This is a genomic window from Pontimicrobium aquaticum (assembly GCF_005047595.1).
Classification (GTDB): Bacteria; Bacteroidota; Bacteroidia; order Flavobacteriales; family Flavobacteriaceae; genus Pontimicrobium; species Pontimicrobium aquaticum.
Map to the genome: position 1 here is coordinate 98643 of NZ_SUPL01000004.1, position 23922 is coordinate 122564.

General features: G+C 33.1%; 22 protein-coding genes and 1 tRNA gene. 10 read left to right on the top strand and 13 right to left on the bottom strand.

Features of this window, described 5'->3' with window-relative positions:
- Nucleotide 1: 1 nt before the first annotated feature.
- The 3 genes from fmt to E5167_RS08270 all read left to right on the top strand — a co-directional run bounded on the left by fmt (nt 2) and on the right by E5167_RS08270 (nt 2098).
- Nucleotides 2-952, top strand: coding sequence for a methionyl-tRNA formyltransferase (gene fmt / locus E5167_RS08260; RefSeq protein ID WP_136842970.1), 951 nt, complete (start codon nt 2-4; stop codon nt 950-952).
- A gap of 189 nt (nt 953-1141) precedes the next feature.
- Nucleotides 1142-1414 (top strand): HU family DNA-binding protein, encoded by a 273-nt coding sequence (locus E5167_RS08265; protein ID WP_136842971.1) that lies wholly within the window; start codon nt 1142-1144, stop codon nt 1412-1414.
- Between the two features lie 123 nt (nt 1415-1537).
- Nucleotides 1538-2098: a YqgE/AlgH family protein gene (locus tag E5167_RS08270; protein ID WP_136842973.1), complete on the top strand. Its 561-nt coding sequence runs from the start codon at nt 1538-1540 to the stop codon at nt 2096-2098.
- Here E5167_RS08270 and E5167_RS08275 read toward each other — a convergent pair.
- Nucleotides 2095-2940, bottom strand: a complete 846-nt coding sequence (locus E5167_RS08275; RefSeq protein ID WP_136842974.1) for an aminotransferase class IV — start codon at nt 2938-2940, stop codon at nt 2095-2097. The genes E5167_RS08270 and E5167_RS08275 overlap by 4 nt on opposite strands.
- A gap of 52 nt (nt 2941-2992) precedes the next feature.
- Nucleotides 2993-3379 (bottom strand): START-like domain-containing protein, encoded by a 387-nt coding sequence (locus tag E5167_RS08280; protein WP_136842976.1) that lies wholly within the window; start codon nt 3377-3379, stop codon nt 2993-2995.
- A 204-nt stretch (nt 3380-3583) separates the two neighbouring features.
- Between E5167_RS08280 and E5167_RS08285 the strand changes: the two genes are divergently transcribed.
- The 4 genes from E5167_RS08285 to E5167_RS08300 all read left to right on the top strand — a co-directional run bounded on the left by E5167_RS08285 (nt 3584) and on the right by E5167_RS08300 (nt 11399).
- Nucleotides 3584-3826 carry a GIY-YIG nuclease family protein gene (locus E5167_RS08285; protein ID WP_136843503.1) on the top strand — a complete coding sequence of 81 codons (243 nt, stop codon included), beginning with the start codon at nt 3584-3586 and terminating at the stop codon, nt 3824-3826.
- Nucleotides 3817-3890 (top strand) — tRNA-Met (locus E5167_RS08290). The genes E5167_RS08285 and E5167_RS08290 overlap by 10 nt, the downstream gene beginning before the upstream one ends.
- Nucleotides 3891-4325: 435 nt before the next feature.
- Nucleotides 4326-5936 (top strand): PQQ-dependent sugar dehydrogenase, encoded by a 1611-nt coding sequence (locus tag E5167_RS08295; protein WP_136842977.1) that lies wholly within the window; start codon nt 4326-4328, stop codon nt 5934-5936.
- Nucleotides 5937-6074: 138 nt separating this feature from the next.
- Entirely contained in the window at nt 6075-11399 is a 5325-nt protein-coding gene (locus E5167_RS08300) for a choice-of-anchor D domain-containing protein (RefSeq protein ID WP_136842979.1), read from the top strand.
- Nucleotides 11400-11479: 80 nt separating this feature from the next.
- On the opposite strand, the gene hisS is transcribed toward E5167_RS08300, so the two are convergent.
- The 6 genes from hisS to rpsF all read right to left on the bottom strand — a co-directional run bounded on the left by hisS (nt 11480) and on the right by rpsF (nt 15581).
- Nucleotides 11480-12850: a histidine--tRNA ligase gene (gene hisS, locus E5167_RS08305; RefSeq protein WP_136842981.1), complete on the bottom strand. Its 1371-nt coding sequence runs from the start codon at nt 12848-12850 to the stop codon at nt 11480-11482.
- A 164-nt stretch (nt 12851-13014) separates the two neighbouring features.
- Nucleotides 13015-13485, bottom strand: a complete 471-nt coding sequence (locus tag E5167_RS08310) for a DUF6495 family protein (RefSeq protein WP_136842983.1) — start codon at nt 13483-13485, stop codon at nt 13015-13017.
- A gap of 24 nt (nt 13486-13509) precedes the next feature.
- The gene (locus E5167_RS08315) at nt 13510-14394 is read right to left on the bottom strand and encodes a glycerophosphodiester phosphodiesterase family protein (RefSeq protein WP_169301402.1); all 885 of its coding nucleotides are present in this window, start codon (nt 14392-14394) and stop codon (nt 13510-13512) included.
- Between the two features lie 74 nt (nt 14395-14468).
- Nucleotides 14469-14930, bottom strand: a complete 462-nt coding sequence (gene rplI, locus E5167_RS08320) for a 50S ribosomal protein L9 (protein ID WP_136842985.1) — start codon at nt 14928-14930, stop codon at nt 14469-14471.
- Nucleotides 14931-14943: 13 nt separating this feature from the next.
- Nucleotides 14944-15240, bottom strand: coding sequence for a 30S ribosomal protein S18 (gene rpsR / locus E5167_RS08325; RefSeq protein WP_136842987.1), 297 nt, complete (start codon nt 15238-15240; stop codon nt 14944-14946).
- Between the two features lie 2 nt (nt 15241-15242).
- Nucleotides 15243-15581, bottom strand: coding sequence for a 30S ribosomal protein S6 (gene rpsF, locus E5167_RS08330; protein WP_136842989.1), 339 nt, complete (start codon nt 15579-15581; stop codon nt 15243-15245).
- 198 nt (nt 15582-15779) lie between these two features.
- Here rpsF and E5167_RS08335 point away from each other — a divergent pair, with 198 nt between their 5' ends.
- Nucleotides 15780-16475 (top strand): LytR/AlgR family response regulator transcription factor, encoded by a 696-nt coding sequence (locus tag E5167_RS08335; protein WP_136842991.1) that lies wholly within the window; start codon nt 15780-15782, stop codon nt 16473-16475.
- A gap of 3 nt (nt 16476-16478) precedes the next feature.
- Here the strand turns inward: E5167_RS08335 and priA are convergent, their stop codons facing one another.
- From priA to nadC, 3 genes are read right to left on the bottom strand one after another with little or no spacing between them, the layout of a single operon-like run.
- Nucleotides 16479-18950, bottom strand: coding sequence for a replication restart helicase PriA (gene priA / locus E5167_RS08340; protein WP_136842993.1), 2472 nt, complete (start codon nt 18948-18950; stop codon nt 16479-16481).
- A gap of 1 nt (nt 18951) precedes the next feature.
- Nucleotides 18952-19893: a YihY/virulence factor BrkB family protein gene (locus E5167_RS08345; RefSeq protein WP_136842995.1), complete on the bottom strand. Its 942-nt coding sequence runs from the start codon at nt 19891-19893 to the stop codon at nt 18952-18954.
- On the bottom strand, nt 19894-20751 hold the full coding sequence (gene nadC, locus E5167_RS08350) for a carboxylating nicotinate-nucleotide diphosphorylase (RefSeq protein WP_136843507.1): 858 nt from the start codon (nt 20749-20751) through the stop codon (nt 19894-19896).
- Between the two features lie 98 nt (nt 20752-20849).
- Between nadC and E5167_RS08355 the strand changes: the two genes are divergently transcribed.
- Entirely contained in the window at nt 20850-21290 is a 441-nt protein-coding gene (locus tag E5167_RS08355; RefSeq protein WP_136842997.1) for a hypothetical protein, read from the top strand.
- 9 nt (nt 21291-21299) lie between these two features.
- Complete coding sequence (rlmH, locus tag E5167_RS08360) at nt 21300-21773, top strand: 23S rRNA (pseudouridine(1915)-N(3))-methyltransferase RlmH (protein ID WP_136842999.1); 474 nt, start codon at nt 21300-21302, stop codon at nt 21771-21773.
- Nucleotides 21774-21810: 37 nt separating this feature from the next.
- On the opposite strand, the gene hpf is transcribed toward rlmH, so the two are convergent.
- Complete coding sequence (gene hpf / locus E5167_RS08365; RefSeq protein ID WP_136843001.1) at nt 21811-22110, bottom strand: ribosome hibernation-promoting factor, HPF/YfiA family; 300 nt, start codon at nt 22108-22110, stop codon at nt 21811-21813.
- A gap of 98 nt (nt 22111-22208) precedes the next feature.
- Nucleotides 22209-23852, bottom strand: a complete 1644-nt coding sequence (locus E5167_RS08370) for an AMP-binding protein (RefSeq protein ID WP_136843003.1) — start codon at nt 23850-23852, stop codon at nt 22209-22211.
- Between the last annotated feature and the right edge of the window lie 70 nt (nt 23853-23922).

Sequence of the window (23922 nt, forward strand, 5' to 3'; positions counted from 1 at the left end):
CATGACAAAAGATTTAAGAATTGTATTTATGGGAACGCCAGATTTTGCAGTAACCATATTAAAAACACTAGTCGAAAATGATTATAATATAGTTGGTGTTATTACTGCACCAGACAAGCCAGCCGGAAGAGGTAGAAAATTACATGAAAGTGCTGTAAAAGTATATGCAAAATCTGTTGGTTTAAACATTCTACAGCCAACAAATCTTAAAAACGATGATTTTGTAACAGAATTAGAGAATTTAAAAGCCAATCTACAAATTGTAGTAGCCTTTAGAATGTTACCTAAAGTAGTCTGGCAAATGCCTGAATATGGTACTTTTAACCTTCATGCCTCCTTACTACCAAATTATAGAGGAGCAGCACCAATTAATTGGGCTATTATTAATGGCGAAACAAAAACTGGCGTGTCAACATTTTTTATAGACGAACATATAGACACTGGTGAAATGATTTTACAGCAAGAAGTAGATATATTACCAAACGAAACAGCAGGTGAATTACATGACAAATTAATGTACTTAGGAAGCGAATTGGTTTTAAAAACAGTAGAGTTAATTAAAAAAGGACCTATAAAAACCATTCCACAACCAACAAATATTGAAATAAAAACGGCTTACAAATTAAATAAAGACAATTGTAAAATAGATTGGTTAGATTCTATTGAAAACATTTATAATAAAGTAAGAGGACTTAATCCTTATCCAGCAGCATGGAGTATCCTAATAAATGGGAATGAACAGTTAAATGTAAAAATTTATAAAGTTGACATGCTAAAAGAAAAACACAACTTATGTATTGGGACAATTATAAGCACCAAAAAAACTATAATGGTAGCTGTAAAACAAGGCTATATAAATCTAAAGGAAATTAAGCTTCCTGGAAAGCGAAAAATGGATGCAGTTTCATTACTTAATGGCTTTACATTTCATGATGATGCTAAACTGCTCTAAACCCTTGTCATCATTGATATTACAATAATTAGCTAAAAAACAGTTCTCTTTATTAACAATTAAGTTAAGTTATCAACAAAAACAGGTATTTCCCTTGCTATTACTTGCGTGAATGGATTATACGTATAATTTTGTGTAGGATTTAACAAAAACGTTAACCCAAATAATAACAATTTAAAACTTAATTTTATGAACAAAACAGATTTAATCAATGGAATGGCAGAAAACGCTGGAATTACTAAAGCTGCTGCTAAAAAAGCATTAGATGGTCTATTAATTGACATTGAAGGAGCATTACAAAAAGGAAACAGAGTTTCTTTAGTAGGTTTTGGATCATGGTCAGTTACAAGAAGAGCTGCTAGAGAAGGAAGAAATCCACAAACTGGAAAAACTATAAAGATTAAAGCAAAAAATGTAGTAAAGTTTAAAGCTGGATCTGATTTAAGTGACGCTGTAAACTAAAAATAAACTTACGTTTTATATTAAAAGGCTCGCTAATAGCGAGTCTTTTTTTGTTTCATACATATTAAAAATGTTGTTTTTTAAATAAATATGTCTTAGATTGTAGTTATAAACTAACCAATTATGGTCAACCAAAACCCAAAAAAAGGCCATTTGCTCATTGCAGAGCCATCCATATTAGGAGATGTATCTTTTAATAGGTCAGTAATTTTATTAGCCGATCATAATGAGGAAGGTTCTATTGGCTTTATTCTAAACAAACCTCTTGACTATACCATTAATGACTTAATCCCTGAAATTGAAGGCTCCTTTAAAATATACAATGGAGGACCAGTAGAACAAGACAACCTTTACTTTATTCATAAAATACCAGAGTTAATCCCAAATAGTATCGAGATATCGCATGGTATTTATTGGGGAGGGGATTTTAAAAAAGTAACACAGCTCATAAACGACAAGGCACTAAACAATAATGATATTAGGTTTTTTCTTGGCTATACAGGTTGGGAAAATAAACAGTTAGCCAATGAGTTATTATCAAATGCTTGGATAGTAGCAGCAAATATTTACAAAAAGTCTATTATTGAAAAAAACGACGTAAGTTTTTGGAAAGAAAAAATGTTAGAACTTGGTGGCGAATACAGTATTTGGTCTAACGCTCCTGAAGATCCAAGTTACAACTAAGACAACCTTACCTTTACATTTAATTTTGCTAAAATATTCTTTGAAAAAGTAGCTGAAAATTTCTTCTTTCTATAATTACTAATAGGTTGAATTCCTGTAATGACATTTGTTAAAAACAACTCGTCGGCTTTTTGAAGTTCGAATGGAGAAATTGAAGATTCTTCAATTGTATATTCAGGCATTAGTTTAATTATTTCAATAATTTGCTTGCGCATAATTCCTTTAACACAACCATCACTAAGCGGTGGTGTTTTTATGGTATTATCCTTTACTAAAAAAACATTTGAGTTAAGTGCTTCAACTACATTTTTATTAGTGTTTAGCAACAAACAATTATTTAAGTTATTCTCCTTAGCATAAATACCACCTACAATATTTATAAGTCTGTTATTACTCTTCAATGTAGATAATAAACTTGGGGATATGTAATGATCTTTGTAAAGGTCAACTATATAAGTAGTATCATTAGTTTCATAAAAATCATTGTTCAACTCTCGTGATGTTATAAGAAAAGAAACATCGTTAGTTTTAGGTGTATAAAGTCCTTCGCTATCTCTAAATACTACTAACTTAATTCTTACAGACTTTTCTGTTTGGTTGTTGTTTTTAACCAGTTTTAAAATTTCTTCTTTAAGGAACTCTAAAGTAAAAGTCATTGGAATCTCCATTCTAATAATTCGCATGGAGGCCATTAACCTAAAGTAGTGATCTTCCCAAAATAAAATTTTAGAATGTGATACTTTAATCGTTTCAAATACAGCATCACCATAGTTAAAACCTCTATTATTTAAGGTTAATGATGCGTTTATGTCTTGTAGAATTTTACCGTTGCTATTTACCATAAAAAAAATCCCGAATAAATCGGGACAAATATAGGGTATTTAATACGAATATTTAAGCTGAACCAAGTACTTGCTTTAAATCGGAAATTTGATTTTCCCAAAGCATTTTTACTTCATCAACTTCATCTTCGTCTGCAAAATCGGTTACCATTAAAGATACATCTTTTGTAATATCATCAACTTGAATTCTTATTTCAAAATAAGAGGCATCATCTTCGCCATTTTGCCATTTAAATTTTACGCGTTCTCCACTTTTTTTGCTTAATAGTTTAGCTTGTTCTTCACTATCGTCCCATATAAAAGTAAAAAGCTCTCCACGAGAATTTACGTTATCTGCAAACCACTCGGATAAACCTGAAGGTGTTGATATATATTGATATAGAAGTTGAGGAGAAGCGTGTATTGGAAATTCTAAATCTACCTTTATTTTATCGTCCATAAATCTTAAAAAAATTTTGAATGTCAATATATACATTAATTATTTAGTTTTAAAACTAAAATTAGAATTATTTTATTTAGTTAATGTTTGCACCCAATTAATTTGTTTTTATATTTGCAGCCGCAATGATATGGCGAGATAGCCCCGCCTGAACGAATTCATTCGGGCAGGTCAGTTGGTTTGCCTTATGAAAGCGGAAAATATATGTTCTTTGTCTATATTCTTTACAGCTCTAAGTTTGAGAGGTTTTATGTTGGTATGACCATTAATCTGGATAAAAGGTTGAAAAATCATAATTCTGGCAGTGTAAAATCAACAAAGGCGTATCTTCCTTGGATAATTATCCATGCTGAATCCTATAACACAAGGAAAGAAGCTAGGCAAAGAGAAAAATATTTAAAGTCTGCTGCTGGAAGGCGGTGGCGCAAACATAATTTGGCGAGATAGCTCAGTTGGTTAGAGCGTCGGATTCATAACCCGGAGGTCCCGAGTTCAAATCTCGGTCTCGCTACAGCAGTAAAACCAGATACGGAATGTATCTGGTTTTTTTATTCTCAGAACGGAAAGCTAGTTTTCTGGTGAATGAGAATAAAAAAAGCCGTAAAACACAAAGTGTTTTGGTTTTAACTATTGTAAAGCTTCCTTAAAAAGATTCTGTAAATCTCGGTCTCGCTACAGCAGTAAAACCAGATACGGAATGTATCTGGTTTTTTTTATGCGTTTCGTTAAAGTTTACTTCTAGCGCACAAACATAAAGAAGCACTTTATATAGTCAATTTAACCTTATAATATAGATTTAAAAAGAGGTTTTTTTTGTAAGAATAATATGAGTTAATATATATTCTATAATTCAATATTTGTATTTTATCGATTTTATTTGCATTTCATGGATTTTTTATTTAAAATTGTACCGTCAATTAAAAAATATTAATGCCTACAAAATACCATGAAACAAAAGCTCCTTTTATTATTGATATGTATTGGTCAATCTATTAATTCCCAAACCCCAGTCACTTCAGGCCCTGATTGGACAGTGACCAACCTGACAAGTAATCAAGAACTAAATTATCCAAACACCATAGTATATATGCCAGACAATACATTATGGATAACGGAACGTATAGGCAAAAAAGTAGTAAAAGTAAGTACAGCTGGTGGGTCTAAAACAGAAATGTTAGACTTAACAGGTCAAGTGCATCAATCGGTATCTCAAGATGGTTTATTGGGTATGACAGTCCATCCTGATTTGTATGCTGACATGAATACCTCAACAAACAATTACGTATATCTGGTCTATACCTATGATGACGATCCAGGTCCAGGTCTTTCAAGAAAATTTAGAGTGGCTCGCTATACGTATAATTCGGGTACTGGCACCTTAAACAGTGGAAGTGCTACAACTATTATTGATGATATTGCTGCGGGTAATGACCATAATTCCGGGAAAATTAAAATTGGTCCAGACCTAAAGCTGTATTGGACTATTGGTGAGCATGGAAATAACAGAAGTGGTAATGCTTGTGAAGAAATTAGATCACAATATTTACCCACTAGTGATACTGATCATTCAGATTATCAGGGAAAGATTTTAAGATTAAATTTAGACGGCAGTATTCCTGCAGACAACCCAACATTAGATGGTGTAAAAAGCCATGTTTATACCTATGGTCATCGTAATGCTCAAGGCATCGTTTTTGGATCTAATGGTATATTATATTCTTCTGAACATGGTGATAAAACAGACGATGAATTAAACATTATTACAGCTGGAAAAAATTATGGATGGCCTTTAATTGCTGGTTATAACGATGACTCTGCTTACGCATATTGCAATTGGTCAAGCTATCCAGCAAATTGTGGTTCATACGATGCAAACAGCTGTCCTGGTGCATATATTGACGAATCTACATCAGCAGCTACAATGACCGATTTTCAACCTCCAATAGGCACTTATAACAGTACGGTTGCAACAGAACCAACTGGTGGTTGGCTAACATGGCCAACGGTAGCTCCTTCTAGTATTAATATTTACGAAGGTGGTAAAATACCTGGTTGGGGAACATCATTGTTTATACCAACACTTAAAGCTGGAATGATTTTAAGAACAAAATTAAACGCTGCTGGAACCGCGTTAGAAGATGGTACGTACGAAGAATTTCATTCAGGAAGTGAAAGATTTAGGGATGTAATCATGGATCCTGATGGTGTTACACTATATGCAATTACCGATAATAACAAAGGAACAAGTCGAGGTGTAATTATGAAATTTACATATAGTGGAACCGTTTTAAGCAATCCTAAGCAGAATTTAAACACATTTTCATTAACTCCCAATCCTGCAAGCTCCCATATCAAGCTAACATTTGGTACTAATGCAGCTTATAATTCAGTAACTGTTCAAATCATTGATTTGCAAGGAAAAGTTTTAATGAAGAACACACATTTAACACATAATAGTACCCTCAATATCTCAAACCTCTCAAATGGTTTGTACTTTGTGAAAGTACTGGATAATAATGATAAAGAATTGAAAACTAAAAAGTTAATAGTTAAGTAAAGGCAAAAAACACGCATTGTAGTTCGTCGAGTTTTTTTGTCTTTCATGCAATTAACCCATAGTTTTGTTAGAAAGAATAAAAATATAACTGTTATATAAAAAATAAGATAGCTCCCAAATCTATCGAAACAACTTAATATGAAAAAAACTACTTATAGTTTATATCATTGGATGTGTATCCTGCTGCTATTGGTTTCTGGAAGCCTATACTCGCAAACCGTCATTGACTCGGAAGATTTTGAATCAGGATGGGGAATTTGGAATGATGGAGGCAGTGACTGCTTTTTAAATACAGGTTCTATTTTATCTGGTGCCAATAGTGTCAACTTACAAGACAATAACAATCAAGATTCTTCTATGTACACTAATGATATTGACCTAACAACTTTTGGTTCTGTAACTATTGTTTTTGATTTTAGAACTAGTGGATTTAATAATGGTCATGACTTCTTTATTGAATTCTCTAACAATGGTGGTGCTAGCTGGAATGCAACACCTATAACTACTTATGTTAGAGGTTCTAACTTCAATAATGACACAACATACACTGGAGAAACAGCAACTATAACAGCAGGAGGAACTTATACATTTACAGCTAACTCTAGATTTAGGTTTAGAGCTGATGCTTCCCAAAGTTCAGATGACTTATATATAGACAATGTTGTTATGACAGGGTACCCAAAAACTCCAGAGATAAATATCACTGGGCTAGGAAATACCATCAATGATGGAGACACTACCCCCTCGGTTACTGATGATACCGATTTTGGAACTGTAAATGTTGCAGGTGGTACCAATCCTAACACCTTTACCATTCAAAATACAGGTACGGCAGCACTAAGTTTAACAGGAGCATCACCTTATGTAACTATTTCTGGAACCAATGCCGCAGACTTTGCAGTAACGACCGCCCCTGCAAACACTATTGCTTCAAGTGGCAGTACAACATTTGTAATAACATTTGATCCCAGCGCAGCAGGAATAAGAACAGCAACAGTCAGTATTGCAAATGATGATTCTAACGAAAATCCGTATAATTTTGACATAGAAGGTAATGGTTATGTTCCAGTACCAGAAATAAATGTACAAGGAAACAGTGTTGATATTGTTGATGGAGATAACACGCCATCATTAACTGATGCCACCGACTATGGCACCGTAAATGTTGAATCTTTGGTATCAAGAACTTTTACCATACAAAATACAGGAACAGCCGATCTAACCATCAGTTCTATTACATTATCCAACACGACAGATTTTTCCATTATAGGCACACCTTATGCCTCTCCTGTGGCTAGTAGTGGCAGTACTACATTTACCGTTCAGTTTAATTCGTTAACCATAGGCACGAAAACCACGACAGTGACCATCAACAATAATGATAGTGACGAATCTACTTATCAATTCGATATTGAAGCAAGAGCTGAACAAAACTTCTTTGATAGTGATGGAGATGGTATATACGATAACATAGATATAGATGATGATAACGATGGTATTTTAGATTCAGAAGAAGAATTGGCATGCCAAGTATCAAGTACTTCTACAGTCATGAACTATAAGTTTTTAAACGAGACCTTTGGAGAAGGTACCAATAGAACAACCATAAACACCACTTACGATGCTACCACAACCTATTGCTATGAAGATGGTACTGCAAGTTGCCCTTCTCTTGGTGGTATAGATTTAAATGATGGTGAATACGCTGTTTACTACACAGCAGGAACAAATGATGGTACCAATAACACGCCTAATGGAGAGGTAGCGTCTTGGGTAGATGGACTATGGTATACTGGTGAAGACCACACCTCTGGAGACACCAATGGTAGAATGGCGATGTTTAACGCCTCTTACGACCCTGGAACATTTTATACAGCTACAATTACAGGTGCCCTTCCAAATGTCCCTGTTACTTATAGTTTTTGGGTATTAAACCTCGACATTAGTACAGCTAACAATATAAATACTCGAATACGCCCAAATATTTTAGTAGAATTCCGTGATGCAGGTGGTAATGTATTACAATCAATTACTACCGGAGATATTCCACCTTCTATTGAAGGTGATCCTGCAAATAGTTGGCATCAATTTACAGCCGACCTAACATTAAATGTAAGTGAATTTTACGTGTACTTTATAAACAATAACCCTGGTGGACTTGGTAATGACTTGGCTATTGATGATATTGTTATTTCTCAAACCCTTTGTGATACCGATAATGATGGCATTGCTGATGTGTTTGACCTAGACTCTGATAACGATGGGATTCCAGATGTGGTTGAAGCTGGTTTAGGTGACCTAAGTGAAGGGACTGCCACATTAACTGGAATAGCATCTTGGGTAGATGCTAATGGTAATGGCATGCACGATCTAGCAGAAGGCAATAGTGTTCTGGACACAGATGGTGACGGTGTTCCTAACTATTTAGACTTAGATAGTGACAATGACACTATCTTTGATGTAGATGAATCTGGAGCTGGCAATACTGCTGATCCATCCTATCAAAATGGTGATGGCGACATCACTGGTGATGGTGTTGGAGATGGTCCTGATACGGATGCTATAAGAGAAACAGATATAGATTCTGATGGTACTTCTGAATATTTTACAGATGGTATTCTTGATATATACGATTATTATAATGGTGGCACCTTTGGTACTGCCTATGGCAACTCAAATCAAGGGTTAGGGAATACTTACTATGTTCTGGATAGCGATAGTGATGGTATTCCTGACTATATGGACATTACCTCTGACGGAGTAACTTTTGATATTTCACATACACTATATGCTAATTTAGATGCTAATAACGATGGCGTTATAGATGATACCAACGATAGTGAAGGCGACGGCATATTAGACTTATTTGACACAGATGACGCTGCCTTTGGGTCTCCTAGAGATTTAGATCGTAAACTACATTTATACTTCGATGGTAGAAATGATTATATAGAAGATGCCTCAGTCATTGGAACCTGGTCTGAAGCAACTCAAATGGGTTGGATAAAAATTGATCCTACCATTACAGGTGGAAGTAAGACCATCATGGGGCAAGATAATTTTTATATAACTTTAAATGCCGATTTAAGTATTTCGGCTACTGCCAATGGCACAACAATAACAAATGGTGGTGCTTTAGCTACTGATAGATGGGTTCATATTGGAGCTACATACAGCAATATTGACAATATATTTAAGCTTTATATTAACGGTCTTGAAGTTTCAAGCTCCGCAATTTCAGGGAGTCTTCCTAGCGATACCTCCTCTTATACTTTAGGAAGAAATCCAGATACAGATTCAGGATATTTTATGGGTTATATTGATGAAGCCAAAGTGTTTGACAAAGCACTGACTGCCGACGAATATCAGAAAAATGTCTATCAAGAAATAGAAGACAACACTTTAGTAAGAGGTGCTATAATACCCAAAAACATCACCACGCTTTCGTGGAGCAACGTACAAAGATACTTTAGATTTGATGTCTATAAAGATGATATTACTGATGATTTAACAACTGGAACTATTGATACAGGAACTGGTGCGAAAATGTACAACTTTAAAATCATCGACTATCAATCTGCACCCTTACCTTTTGTGACACAACAAAGTGGTTCGTTACCAACAGCTGTAGACATCGCTTCAGATGGTGTAAATGGCGCTGATGCCATTACTTATGACTGGTCTATTGTAAGAGTAGAACATGATGATATCACATACAATGACCGCCAAAAGCATCTTGGTCTATTTGTAAATGAACTAGATGCAGGATTGAACCCTATAGAATTTAGTGTTCAAAACGATTCTGAACTCAATGTGAGTTGGTACTTAAAACTCGATGGACTTATAGACCTTGAAGGTGAATCACAATTAGTTCAAGGTTCTGATAGTACACTCGATATTAATAGTAAAGGTACTATTGAGCGTGACCAACAAGGAACTGCCGATTTATATACCTATAACTATTGGGCTGCACCTGTGGGTGTAACCAGTACTATAAGTAATAATAACAACTATACACTCCCTGATGTATTAAATGATGGTACTACACCTGCCATTCCTTCATCTATTAATTGGTTAACCTCTGGGTACGATGGAACTTCTGGTTCACCTGTTGGTATTGCCGATTATTGGATCTGGAAATATGCCAATCGAGTAAGTGATAACTATCCTTCTTGGCAACATGTACGTAGTACTGGATCATTACAACCTGGTGAAGGATATACCATGAAAGGCACAACAAACACAAGTGGTGCTATCTTTACTGAACAAAACTACGTGTTTAATGGAAAACCTCACAATGGAGATATTACCTTAACGCTATCGGCTGGAAATGACTATTTAATTGGTAATCCATATGCCTCAGCCATTGATGCCAACGAGTTCATTCTTGACAATATTAGTGATGGTGCTGGTAGAGCTGGGTCTAACATTATTAATGGTACGTTGTATTTTTGGGAACACTTTGCTAGTTCTACACATATTCTTTCCGAATACCAAGGTGGGTATGGAGCTTATACCTTAATAACTGGAACTGCTGCTATCAATAACGATGTACGAATTAATCATACTGGAGGCTTAACCAGCTCTAAAGGTGCTCCAGAACGTTACATCCCTGTAGCACAAGGATTTTTTGTGACTGCCGATACTGGTGGATCTATTACCTTTAAAAATAGTCAACGTACGTTTAAAACTGAAGCAGCTGACCCTTCAGTATTCATGAGAGTTAATGATGGTAAAAGCAAACAAAAAAAATCATCAGTTACAACTTCTAAAACTACTAATGATACTCGTGAAGTTATTAAACTCTACTTTGATTCACCTAAAGGTTATCATAGGCAAATTGCTGTAGGTATTGATAGTAACACTACCGATGGACATGATATTGGATATGATGCGCCACTTATTGAAGATAATGTCGAGGATATGTTCTGGACCTTTGACAACAATAAGTTTGTGATTCAAGGTGTGAGTGATTTTAACATCAACAGGACTTTACCGCTTGGTGTAAAAATAGATCAAGAAGGTACAGCAACTATTAGAGTGGATTATCTTGAAAATATACCTATTGATACTAATATCTATCTACTAGATAAGGAGCTAGAAATATACCATGACCTTAGAGAATCCAATTACGAAGTGTTCTTAACCATTGGTGAACATTATGATAGATTTGAGATTACTTTTTCTAACGGTGAAGAAGAAGTAGATCCTATTGAAGGGTTAACTAAAACTAATTTGCATTTCTCGAATGACAAAGAAAGCATCATCGTTATAAACCCTGATAACTTAATCATTAATAGCGTAAAAATGGTTAATATCTTAGGTCAATCTGTATTTAAAATGGATACGGCTTTTGAAGACAGATATAAAGAAATTACAGTAAAACACTTAAATACTGGTGCCTATATCATAAATATGATCACCAATAAAGGTTTAATCACTAAAAAAGTGGTTGTTGAATAAGAAAATTGTTGTGAAACTGAAATATTTAATTTTATTAGTTAGTTACACTAAACTTAAAAAGCTCCTAAAAAGGAGCTTTTTTATTTTACTTTATCTATTAGTACATCTAAAGAGCATTTTTCCTGCTCACCAGATTCCATGTTTTTAAGAGTGTATTGGTTGTTTTTAAGTTCCTCCTCTCCTACTAAAACCACGTAAGGAATTGCTCTTCGGTTGGCATAGGTCATTTGTTTTTTCATCTTAGCAGTATCAGGATACAACTCAGCATTAACACCATATCCCCGCAATGCTTTTATAGCCTTTAATCCAAATAAAGCTTCGGTTTCACCAAAGTTTATAAATAATACATCAACCTTGTTGGACACTGTTTCTGGGAATAAATTCAGTTCTTCTAAAACCAAATAAATTCTATCTAAACCAAAACTAATACCAACGCCACTGACTTCTTTTAATCCAAAAATTCCTGTAAGGTCATCATAACGACCGCCTCCACCAATAGAGCCCATTTGTACACCTTGAGGTGCAGATACTTCAAAAATAGCACCTGTATAATAGTTTAAACCTCTAGCAAGCGTGACATCTAATTGTAAATTAGCCGATTTAAGCCCTAAAGTAGTAATAGTGTTATCAATAAATTCTAGTTCTTCAATGCCTTTTTTTCCTATTTCAGAAGAGCTTAATATGGTTTTTAAGTTTTCAACTTGATTACCAAAATTGCCTTTTAAAGTGAATAGAGGTTGTAGTTTTGTAATGCCATCTTCAGAAATACCTTTGCTACGCATTTCTTCTTTTACTTTCTCCTCGCCTATCTTATCTAGCTTATCTAGTGCGACTGTAAAATCGATTAACTTGTCTTGAGCACCAATCACTTCGGCTATTCCTGATAAAATTTTGCGGTTGTTGATTTTTATAGTGGTGCCTTTTAACCCTAAATTGGTAAACACCTCGTCATACAGCTGTACAAACTCAACTTCTTGCCATAAAGATTGCGACCCAACCACATCGGCATCACATTGGTAAAACTCTCTAAAACGTCCTTTTTGTGGTCTATCGGCTCTCCAAACAGGTTGTATTTGGTAGCGTTTAAACGGAAATACTATGTCGTTTTGGTGTTGTACGACATAGCGTGCAAAGGGTACTGTAAGGTCGTAACGAAGGGCTTTTTCTGAGATGCTTGAGATTAGCTTATTAGAATCTTTTTCATTATAAGCGCTTTCATTAGCTTTAGACAAATAATCTCCTGAATTCAAAATTTTAAAAATCAATCGGTCTCCTTCGTCACCATATTTACCCATCAGCGTATCCGAATTCTCAAAACTTGGTGTTTCTATAGGTTGAAATCCAAAACGTTCAAAACAAGATTTTATAGTATTAACTATGTAATTGCGTTTTGCAACTTGCTCAGGATTAAAATCTCTTGTGCCTTTTGGAATGCTTGGTTTTTGTGCCATATCAACTACCTGCGAAGACAGGTATCTCTTTTTAAAATTCTAAAATTATCAATAAAATAAGTGGATTCCGCATCACACTTCGACATGCTCAGTGGAACAGTACGGAATGACAAAAATAACAGTTTAATTTGAAATAGATTCCTGCCTTCAAAGGAATGACAAAATTAATGCACTAATTTTTCAAAATACTTAAATAAATCACCTTTAGTGATAACGGATCCTTGCTGTATTAAGGCAAACTTATCTAGTTGCTTATCCTCAGAATACTCTTTTTTAGCTTGGAAAAGCTCCACGGCATCGTCCATTAAATTCTCCCGCAACCAAGAAAAACCTTCTCTTGTGGTTAAGTCTATGGCTGTATTTGTTATTTTTAAACCTATAAGCTCAATTCTTTCTTTAGCTAAATAAAACAAATACATGTGTTGTGGAGAAATGTTTTCAAGATACTCCGCTTTAGTCAGCACTCCTTCCCATACTAAGTCGCTAAACACATCTAATTCTTGTTCAGCAACCTTTGGTTTATTGGCTTTAATATCTTGCCACTCGTCCGCTGTTATAGACTGTGTTGCCAAAAAATTTATGAATTCTTGGTGTAGTTCTTCAAATTGTTCTTTGGTTAATCTCGTGTACTTCATCGTTACTATACTATTTTATAATTTTTACTTTACAATATTTAATGCAGCAGCAGCTTGAAATGGTCTGTCGGTTGCAAATACATCTATTCCCAATTTACGCCATGTCATGTATAAGTTATCACCTCTAGCTTCGGCTTGTTTATCAAGGTTGCCAAGCGTTCCTAAAATAGTTTGTATTCCTAAATCGTGTAAGTTTTGGTAAAGTTGAACTTCTGATAATCGTGTCCCAGTAAATGCTAACATATTTTGGGTAGGTATGCTGGTTTTAAGTAATCTGTCCAGTTCTTCTTGATTTCTAGCTGAAACAGATAGTAATAAATCAGGCGCTAATTGATGTGCACGAACAGCTTGCTCTACATCATACGTTATTATTACTGAAATATCTTCAGCTTCATATTTTCTAATCTCGTTAATAACTTCCAACACATCTACACTACGTTTAATATCTACTGTAAGAATCGCATTATTAGCCTTTGCCCAAGTTAATACATCGGCAAATTTTGGTATTTTAAATTTGGTTCCATTACCAAAATCGTCCACCAAATTAAATGTTAGTAGTTCTTGATAGGTATATTTATCGAGTTTATCTGTTCCTGTAGTGGTTCGGTCTAAGGTGTTATCGTGCATTAACACTAAAACATCATCTTTAGTTTTGGCTACATCTATTTCAAATACTGCTGAAATATTTTCGTTTACATATTGTATGGTCTCCAAGCAATTTTCAGGATAGTTTGCTAACCCAACTCCTCCACGATGTACACTTATAATAGGTTCACTATCTTTTGCATACTTGAAGGTTTTTATTAAAGCTGATGCTTTTTTGCTAACTTCAACCTTATTAGAATCTTTAAGATTTCCTTTGCATGAAAAAAACACTAAAAAGGCTAATATAAAAGTAATACGCAACATGGTGTAATGTTTAAAAATTAAAAAACCGTCTAGAAAAGTATCTAAACGGTTAATTTTATATTGTAAAAAGCTAATTAAGCTTGAGCTACAACCTCAAAAGCTAAATCTACAGATACTTCTCTATGCAAACGTATAACAGCATTGTATTGTCCTAAACGCTTAATATTTCCACCTGTAATATTAATGAATTTTTTATCGATTGAGTGTCCAGCTTTTTCAAAAGCTTCGGCTAAATCTATTTTGGTAATTGAACCAAATAATTTATCACCAGCAGATGCTCCTTCAGTTGCTTTTGCAGTTAACTTTATTTCTAAAGCTTTAATTGCTTCGGCAGTTTTCTTAGCATCGTCAATAATTTTTTGTTCTTTAAAAGCACGTTGCTTTAAATTTTCAGCTAATACTTTCTTTGCAGAAGTTGTTGCTAAAATTGCTTGTCCTTGTGGAATTAAAAAATTTCTACCATAACCGTTCTTAACTGTTACAACATCGTCTTTAAATCCTAAATTTTCAACGTCTTGTTTTAATATAAGTTCCATTGTTATCGGTATTTTATTTTAATAAATCGGCTACATAAGGCATCAACGCTAAGTGACGTGATCTTTTTACAGCAACAGCCACTTTTCTTTGATACTTCAAAGAAGTACCTGTAAGACGTCTTGGTAACAATTTACCTTGTTCGTTTATAAATCTCATTAAAAAGTCTGGATCTTTATAATCTACATATTTGATTCCAGATTTTTGAAACATACAATACTTCTTTTTCTTACTAGTATCTATGTTTAAAGGAGTTAAATATCTAATTTCTCCTTCTTTTTTTCCTTTAGATTGTTGTTCTATAGATGACATACTTACGCTTTTTCTTTAAGTTTAACTCTTCTTCTTTCTGCCCAAGCCACAGCGTGCTTGTCTAATTTTACAGTTAAGTAACGCATAAAACGCTCGTCACGTCTAAACTCTACTTCTAAAGGATCGATTGCACTACCATCTACTTGGTATTCAAATAAGTGATAAAATCCACTTTTTTTGTTTTGAATTGGGTAAGCTAACTTTTTAAGTCCCCAATCTTCTTTCGCTATCATCTTTGCACCTTTAGAAACAAGAAAATCTTCGTATTTCTTTACTGTTTCCTTTATCTGAGTTTCAGATAAAACGGGATTCAAGATGAAAACAGTTTCGTAATGATTCATATTAAATTATGTATTTATGTTTAAAATGGCTGCAAAAATAGGTATTTATTCTTGTTTAGACAACATTTTTACATCTATTTTTTATGTCTTAAAGAAATGTTAAAATTGTGTTAATCAAAACACTTTATCGACGTTTTTTGGTTTTTAACCGAATTTTTTGTACTATTGTCGATATCTTAACCTAAAACAAGAAATGTTATGACTTTAAACTGTGTTGTTGTAGATGACTCCGCAATCCAACGCTTATCTATTGTCAAGCTTATAGAGAACCACCCTTCTCTTAACTTGATTGCAGAATATAGCAGTGCCCTGGAAACTAAAAATGGACTCAATACTCACAAAGTAGATCTAATCTTTCTGGATATCGAAATGCCTGTTTTAAATGGCTTTGAATTACTAGACGTATTAAATAATAAACCTCAAATTATTTTCGTCACAGGTAAAACAGAGTATGCATTTAAAGCTTTTAATTACGATGCCACAGATTATCTACAAAAACCCATTACCAGAGAACGCTTTAATACTGCCGTAGATAAGGCTTTAGAGCAGCATAAATTAACGCTGGACTTTAAAGAAACGGATGGTGAGCACATCTTTGTAAAGAGTAATTTAAAAAAGCGAAAGGTTTATATTAAAGATATAAAATGGATTGAAGCACTTGGAGACTATGTAAAACTAGTAACTGAGGAAAATAGTTTAGTGGTATTATCTACCATGAAAGCTTTTGAAGCCGAACTACCTGAAGGGAAGTTTTTAAGAATTCATAAATCTTATATCGTTAATTTAGATAAAATTGATCGCTTTAATAGTAAGAATGTTGAAGTTGGAGCTTACGAAATTCCTTTAAGTAGAAATAAGAAGACCCAATTAGTAGATGCTTTAAATAATATTTAAACACTAATAATTATCGACATTTAAAATTACTTTAATCGGACGAAAATCTTTGATACTCAAGAAGCTGTTCTTTATTTTAAGAATAGCTTCTTTTGTTTTTGATAAGGATTGATTTTGCGGAATTTTAATCAAGATATTTTTATGATACTGATTTCTAATTCTTGAAACTGGAGGGAATTCAGGACCTAATACTTGTTGCCTAAATATTTGCCTTAAGGATTTTGCCAACCAATCTGCTCCAGTATTTACCTTGTTATAATCCCTATGCCTTAAGGTTACTTTAATTAATCTATAAATTGGTGGATATTTATAATTATAGCGTTCATCTAATTGTTCATAAAACATCGACAAATAATCATTGGTAGAAACTTGTTGTAAAATTTTATGATAAGGATTATAGGTTTGTATAAGCACTTTCCCTCTTACATCGGTTCTTCCAGCTCTTCCTGCAACTTGTTGCATCAATTGAAAACTACGTTCATGCGCTCTAAAATCAGGAAAATTTAATAAACTATCGGCATTCATAACACCAACCAATTTTACATTTCTAAAGTCTAAACCTTTGGTCACCATTTGTGTGCCTACTAACACATCTACTTCATGCTGTTCAAAAGCATTAATAATACGCTCGTAACTATGCTTTCCTCTAGTAGTATCTAAATCCATTCTAGCCACTTTTGCTTTTGGGAATAATGCTTTAACCTCCTCCTCTATCTGTTCTGTACCAAAACCTTTATTATCTAATTCACTACTACCACAAGCTACACAATTTTTAGGCATCGCCATGGCATAACCACAGTAATGGCAACGCAATTGATTTTTATATTGGTGGTAGGTTAAGCTTACATCACAATTAGGGCATTGTGGCGAATGTCCGCAAGTATTACACTCAATAATAGGAGAAAATCCTCTACGATTTTGGAATAAAATAATTTGATTATCGTCATTTAAAGCTTCCGTCATTTCTTCAATAAGGCGATCGCTAAAATGCCCTTGCATGCGCTTACGCTTGTGCTTGTCTTTAATGTCAACTAACTCAATTTCGGGCATTAGCACATCATTATAGCGTGTTTTTAGCTCTGCAAATCCATATTTCTTTTCTTTTTTTACAGCATTAAAATAACTCTCTATACTTGGTGTAGCTGAGCCTAATAGTGTTTTAGCTTTAAATAAGTTAGCTAGTACAACCGCAGTATCACGAGCATGATATCGTGGTGCTGGATCGAATTGCTTATAAGATTGTTCATGCTCCTCATCAACAATAATTAATCCTAAATTATTAAATGGTAAAAGCACTGAAGAACGTGCTCCTAAAACTACTTTGGCTTTGTCGGAATTATTTAGCACATGATACCAAACCTCAACACGTTCGTTTAATGAGTATCGAGAATGATACACCGAAATTTGATTTCCAAAATACACACTAAGACGGTTTACCAGTTGAGATGTTAAAGCAATTTCAGGTACTAAATACAATACTTGTTTTCCTTGTTTTAAAACATCTTCAATTAGCTTCACATAGATTTCTGTTTTTCCAGATGATGTTACACCATACAATAATGTAACATTTTGATTTTTAAATGCTTTAGATATTTTATTTAAAGTATTTTCTTGATCACTATTTAAATCTTTAGAGTTAATAATTTCATCATTATCAAACGACACTCTATCTGTTTTAAGATAATATTCTTCTAAAATTTCTTTATCGATTAGCGCTTTAATTTGAGCTGAAGATGCTTCACTTTTTTTTAATACATCTGATACTTTTATTGGTTTTTTAGTAGCAGATTTTAGCATAAATAATGACAGGAGAATTTGTCTTTGTTTTGGAGCACGATTCAATGTGTTCATTAATTCATTAAAGGATGCTTCATTGTTATAAATGGCATTCAGTTTAACATATCTAATTAGTTTTGGTTTGTATTTTTCAAACAATTCTTCTTCTACATGTATTGCTTGTTTTTCTATAAGTGCTTTTATGACAGGAAGCACCTTTTTTTTATCGAGAATATTGGTTACATCTTCTATTTTTAAACTAGATTGATGCTGCAATGCTTCATATATTAAAAACTCATCGTCTTTTAAGTCTAAATCATTAATAGTTTCCTCTTTATTTAAAACTACATTTGTTTCGCTTTCTAACAAAAAGGCACTAGGTAATGCTGCTCTAAGTATATCTCCTAAAGTGCACATGTAGTAGTTTGCCATCCATTGCCATAGCTTTATTTGAAATTCATTTACTATAGGTTGCTCATCTAAAATTTGATGAATCTCTTTTGCTTCGTAAGTTATAGGTGCATTTTGATGGATATTTAAAACTAATGCTGTATAAATTTTACGTTTTCCAAAAGGTACCGCTACACGCATGCCTATTTTTAGAAACTCCGATTCTGCTTTAGTTATAGCATATGTAAATTGCTTTTCTAATGGTATTGGAAGGATAACATCTATAAAAAAAATGGATTCATTATACATATTACACCTTGCGTTTTAGTTGTTGCAACGAGGCATTAAGCTCATAACCAAGTAAAATAATATTTGAGTTTAGCCACAAATAAAATAACAAGATTAATAAAGCTCCAATAGAGCCGTAAAGCTCATTATACTGAGAAAAGTTTTCAATATAAACACCAAATAAATATGAAGTTAAAAGTATTAGCAACGTAGTAAATAGCGCTCCAATTGAAAAGAATTTTGAGTGTCGTCCCTCTTTAGTTCCAAAATAATAAAGCGTAGCAGTAGCGACGTATATCATAATTGTAAAGAAAGCATATTTTGCAAATTGCACCCATAACAATCCTGAACTAGTACTGTCTATTTCTTGACCACTAATACTTTCGTACAAAGGTGTAATGATATAAATTTGAAAATAGCCAAACACACCAATTGTAAAAATTAGCAAGAAAGCCAAAATTAAGGCAACTCCTAATGCATACAAATATTGCTTAAAAACACTTCTGTTTAATTGTTGATGGTATGAATACTCAAATCCCGAAAAGACAGCATTTACGCCATTTGCCATTAAAATTATTGATAATAAGAAAATTGGAGACAGCAAGCTACCTTGATTGGTTGTACTTATATTTTCGAATATATTTTCTTGAAAAAACTCTGATGTTTGTGGCGGTAAAAAGGAATCCAGAAACAATAAAAATTCTGCTTGAAACCCATCAAAAGGAATAAATGGTATAATGATAATAATAAACAGCAAAAAAGGAAAAATAGCTGTAAAAAAATTAAACGCAATGGCACTTGCACGAGTCGTTAAAGCACCTTGTACAATACCTATAACATACATTTCCAGAAGATCATAAATAGATAATCCTTCAAAACCTGGTAGCTTAATATTTTTTAATAATCTGACTATCCAATTTATTACAGGAATTTTATCTAGTCGTTCTTCAATGTGCTTGGTCATTTAAACAGCTTTTAAACTTAAATCCATATTATAGACTGAGTGTGTTAAAGCACCACTAGAAATATAATCCACGCCACACTCTGCATATTTTCTAACTGTACTTTCGGTAATGCCTCCTGAAGATTCTGTTAAGCACTTTCCTCCTATTAGTTTTACTGCTTTGCGAGTATCCTCATAATTAAAATTATCTATTAAAATACGATACACACCGTCACTTTCTAAAATTTCTTCTATCTCCTTAAGACTTCTAGCTTCTACTATAATTTTTAAATCTCTGTTAGTGTCTTTAAGATACGCCTTAGTTTTATTAATAGCATTAGTTATTCCTCCAGCAAAATCTATATGGTTATCTTTAAGCATAATCATATCATACAAAGCAAATCTGTGGTTTTCGCCTCCTCCAATTTTTACAGCCCATTTTTCTAGTGCTCTAATACCTGGTGTCGTCTTACGTGTATCTAAAATTTTGGTACTTGTACCTTCTAGCAAATCAACAAATTTCTTAGTTTTAGTAGCAATAGCACTCATACGCTGCATTGCATTAAGTACTAATCGTTCAGCTTTTAAAATAGATTGTGAAGCACCTTCAACATAAAATACAATATCTCCATATTTCACTTTAGTTCCATCTTCAATAAGCACTTCAACTTTCATAGTATCATCAACATGAGCAAACACTTGTTTAGCAAACTCTACTCCTGCAATAATGCCTTCGTCTTTAACAAGCAATTTAGCTTTTCCTTTTGCAGAACTTGGAATACACGACAATGAGCTATGATCGCCATCACCAACATCTTCCCTAATGGCATTGGCTATTATTAAGTCTATTTCTTTTTGAAATTGTGCTTTAGATATCATATTTACTTCTTTAGTGCTAAAATAATAATTGATTTTCATAATTTACTCTCAAAGCGTAACAACAATTGTTATTATTCGTCATAAAATAAATGATTACTATGACCAACATAGAAAAACTACATAATCATATATACACTAAAAAGGTTTTTATACTCTTTACTTGGGGAACTAGAATACTATTATTCTTAGCTTTTTTACCTTCTGGTCTAAAAAAAGTGTTAGGAGAACGTTTTACCATATTAGGAATTGACACTCAAGTTGGTTTCTTTTTTGAAGCTCTCTATCGAGCTGGCTTTTATTGGAATTTCTTAGGTTTAATGCAACTATTGGTAGGTGTATTATTATTAATACCCAGAACAGCTTTTTTAGGAGCCATACTATACATGCCAATAATCATCAACATTTTTGTTATTGTAGTAGCAATGAATTTTAAAGGTACACCTATAATTGCAGGCTTAATGTTATTAGCTAACATCTACTTGCTTTTTTGGGATTACAAAAAGCTAAAACAAATTGTTTCTGTTATATTTGGCAAATAACATTAGTACATGCAAATTACGCTTTTAACCATAGGTAAAACTGATAATAAACAACTACAATACCTTATTGATGAATATACAAAACGCTTAGGGTTTTATATAAAATTTAATCTTGAGATAATTCCTGATATAAAAAACTCAAAAAACCTTAGTGAGGCTCAACAAAAACAAAAAGAAGGCGAACTCATTTTAAATAAAGTTAATACTTCGGATGCATTGATATTACTGGATGAAAAAGGAAAACAACTAGGCTCGGTTGGGTTTTCTAATTACCTACAAAAACACATGAATTCCGGAATAAAACGATTAGTATTTGTAATTGGAGGACCTTATGGATTTTCGGAAGATGTTTATCAAAAGGGACAAGGAAAAATTAGCTTATCAAAAATGACATTTTCACATCAAATGGTGCGCTTGTTTTTTATTGAGCAGTTATATAGAGGCTTTACAATTTTAAGAAACGAACCTTACCATCACAGATAAAAAAAGGGAGCTAAATTAGCTCCCTTTTATTTAAGTATTAATGTGTTTTAAATGTTTCTTTACGTTTTTTAAGTTGTTTTTCTAAATCACTTATAGTGTGTTTTACTGCATCTTCATAATTATCTTCATTAGATGCTGCAAAAATTCTAGGACCAGGTAAACTCAATTCCATTTTACATATTTTTCCTTTTTCTTTATCGTTATGTTCAACACCAAAATTAACTTCGGCTCCTATAATCCAATCGTATTTTTTACCTAATTTGTTTAATTTTTTTGTCACATATTCGTTCATAGCTTCACTTGTCGCCATATGCACATATTGAATATTAATTGTCATAGTGTTTTGTATTTTAATTATTATTCAAATTTAACAATAGCAGTTTATGTTTTTAATGATTTTTATCATAAAAAAAGTATAAATTTTAGCAGCAATGCTCATTCGAAAATTACCTTGTCATCCATTTCAAACCATGATTTGTAAAACTGCTGATGAATTTTCTCAATACTATTTCGCTTTACTTTTAAAGTAGGTGTAGTTAAACCATTATCTACATTCCAATCTTCTTTCATAATCACCACTTTTTCTATTTTTTCGTGCTTTTCTAAACTAGGGTTTAATTGATTTACAGTTTCAGTTAATCCTTTGGATAAATCTTCTTTTGATTTTGCTCTACCTAACTCTGAAAGAGTAATTAACGCAATAGGTTGCGGAATTCCAGTTCCAACTACACAAATTTGTTCAATATCTGTGTTCTTCGACAATTCCAATTCAATTGGCGATGGTGAAATATATTTACCCTTATCGGTTTTAAATTCATCTTTAGCACGTCCAGTAATAGTTAAAAATCCGTCATGGTCATATTCTCCTTTATCACCTGTTTTAAAATAACCTTCATCATCAAAAACGTTAGCCGTAATATCAGGAGCTTTATAATATCCTTTAAACATACAAGGGTTTTTAATTCGTATCTCTCCTTCTTCAGATAATTTAATTTTAGTGTTTGGCCAAGTTTTACCAACCGTTCCAATTTTATTTGCTCCTGGCAAATTACAATGTGAAAGAATGCAATCCTCAGTCATTCCATAAGCTTGATAAATTGTGATTCCAATAGTTTTATACCATTCCATTAAACTACTAGCCAAAGGAGCTGCTCCAGAAAAACAATATTGAGCTCTAGCAAGTCCTAATTTTTGTTTTAACTTTTTCTTTATTAGGGAGTTTAAAATTGGAATATTTAATAAGAAACTTAACTTTTTTTGTGGAAATTTTTCTAATATTTTTTCTTGAAATTTCGTCCAAATTCTCGGTACTGCAAAAAATGAATGTGGCTGACAACGCTCTAAATCTTTAGCAAATGTTTCTAAACTTTCAGGAAATGAAAACTCAGCTCCTTTATAAAAGCCCATAGTTCCAATTGCCATTCGTTCTGCTACATGAGCTAATGGTAAATACGAAAAAAAACTTGGGTTATCTTGTATTTTAACAGCTCCATTAAATACGCTTATACTTTCTGAAAAATTCCTAATCGTATGCATAACACCTTTGGGACTTCCTGTTGTACCTGAAGTATAAATAATAGTATGTAAGTCATCAATATTGATTGTTTGAATTTCTGTGAGAGCCTCTCCTTTGTTTATAATATCTTCCCACAGCTTTCCTTCGTTCACTCCATAAAGGTCAATACTAATTTTTTGAATGTTCGGGATTCCTTCTTTTTGAGATTTAAAATTATCTAACTTACCAATAATAATAGCCTTAGATTCACTATGCTCTAAAATTTGCTTTATTGAAGCATCATTAAGTGTTGGATAAATTGGTATAGACACATGATTTGCCATCATAATTGCTAAATCAGACATTAACCAATGCGCACAGTTTTTGGACAACAATGCTATATGACTTCGTTTTGGCAAATTCAACGACACTAAATAGGAAGCAATTTTCCGAGCTTCAATTCCAGCTTCCAGAAAAGTATAAGTAATTTGTTTTCCTTTAACGGGTTGTTTTAAAAATATCTTATTAGGGGTTTCTCTTTCCCATTTAAGAAAAGCATCTAAAGGTGTTTGTATTTCAGACATAAATTAATGTGTTAGTTAGTCTGTTAAGTTATATCTGGGAATCATTTATTAATAAAAAATATTTTTAAAA

Coding starts and splice junctions, on each gene's coding strand:
- fmt (WP_136842970.1), top strand. CDS start 2: ATGACAAAAGATTTAAGAATTGTATTTATGGGAACGCCAGATTTTGCA.
- E5167_RS08265 (WP_136842971.1), top strand. CDS start 1,142: ATGAACAAAACAGATTTAATCAATGGAATGGCAGAAAACGCTGGAATT.
- E5167_RS08270 (WP_136842973.1), top strand. CDS start 1,538: ATGGTCAACCAAAACCCAAAAAAAGGCCATTTGCTCATTGCAGAGCCA.
- E5167_RS08275 (WP_136842974.1), bottom strand. CDS start 2,940: ATGGTAAATAGCAACGGTAAAATTCTACAAGACATAAACGCATCATTA.
- E5167_RS08280 (WP_136842976.1), bottom strand. CDS start 3,379: ATGGACGATAAAATAAAGGTAGATTTAGAATTTCCAATACACGCTTCT.
- E5167_RS08285 (WP_136843503.1), top strand. CDS start 3,584: ATGTTCTTTGTCTATATTCTTTACAGCTCTAAGTTTGAGAGGTTTTAT.
- E5167_RS08295 (WP_136842977.1), top strand. CDS start 4,326: ATGAAACAAAAGCTCCTTTTATTATTGATATGTATTGGTCAATCTATT.
- E5167_RS08300 (WP_136842979.1), top strand. CDS start 6,075: ATGAAAAAAACTACTTATAGTTTATATCATTGGATGTGTATCCTGCTG.
- hisS (WP_136842981.1), bottom strand. CDS start 12,850: ATGGCACAAAAACCAAGCATTCCAAAAGGCACAAGAGATTTTAATCCT.
- E5167_RS08310 (WP_136842983.1), bottom strand. CDS start 13,485: ATGAAGTACACGAGATTAACCAAAGAACAATTTGAAGAACTACACCAA.
- E5167_RS08315 (WP_169301402.1), bottom strand. CDS start 14,394: ATGTTGCGTATTACTTTTATATTAGCCTTTTTAGTGTTTTTTTCATGC.
- rplI (WP_136842985.1), bottom strand. CDS start 14,930: ATGGAACTTATATTAAAACAAGACGTTGAAAATTTAGGATTTAAAGAC.
- rpsR (WP_136842987.1), bottom strand. CDS start 15,240: ATGTCATCTATAGAACAACAATCTAAAGGAAAAAAAGAAGGAGAAATT.
- rpsF (WP_136842989.1), bottom strand. CDS start 15,581: ATGAATCATTACGAAACTGTTTTCATCTTGAATCCCGTTTTATCTGAA.
- E5167_RS08335 (WP_136842991.1), top strand. CDS start 15,780: ATGACTTTAAACTGTGTTGTTGTAGATGACTCCGCAATCCAACGCTTA.
- priA (WP_136842993.1), bottom strand. CDS start 18,950: ATGTATAATGAATCCATTTTTTTTATAGATGTTATCCTTCCAATACCA.
- E5167_RS08345 (WP_136842995.1), bottom strand. CDS start 19,893: ATGACCAAGCACATTGAAGAACGACTAGATAAAATTCCTGTAATAAAT.
- nadC (WP_136843507.1), bottom strand. CDS start 20,751: ATGATATCTAAAGCACAATTTCAAAAAGAAATAGACTTAATAATAGCC.
- E5167_RS08355 (WP_136842997.1), top strand. CDS start 20,850: ATGACCAACATAGAAAAACTACATAATCATATATACACTAAAAAGGTT.
- rlmH (WP_136842999.1), top strand. CDS start 21,300: ATGCAAATTACGCTTTTAACCATAGGTAAAACTGATAATAAACAACTA.
- hpf (WP_136843001.1), bottom strand. CDS start 22,110: ATGACAATTAATATTCAATATGTGCATATGGCGACAAGTGAAGCTATG.
- E5167_RS08370 (WP_136843003.1), bottom strand. CDS start 23,852: ATGTCTGAAATACAAACACCTTTAGATGCTTTTCTTAAATGGGAAAGA.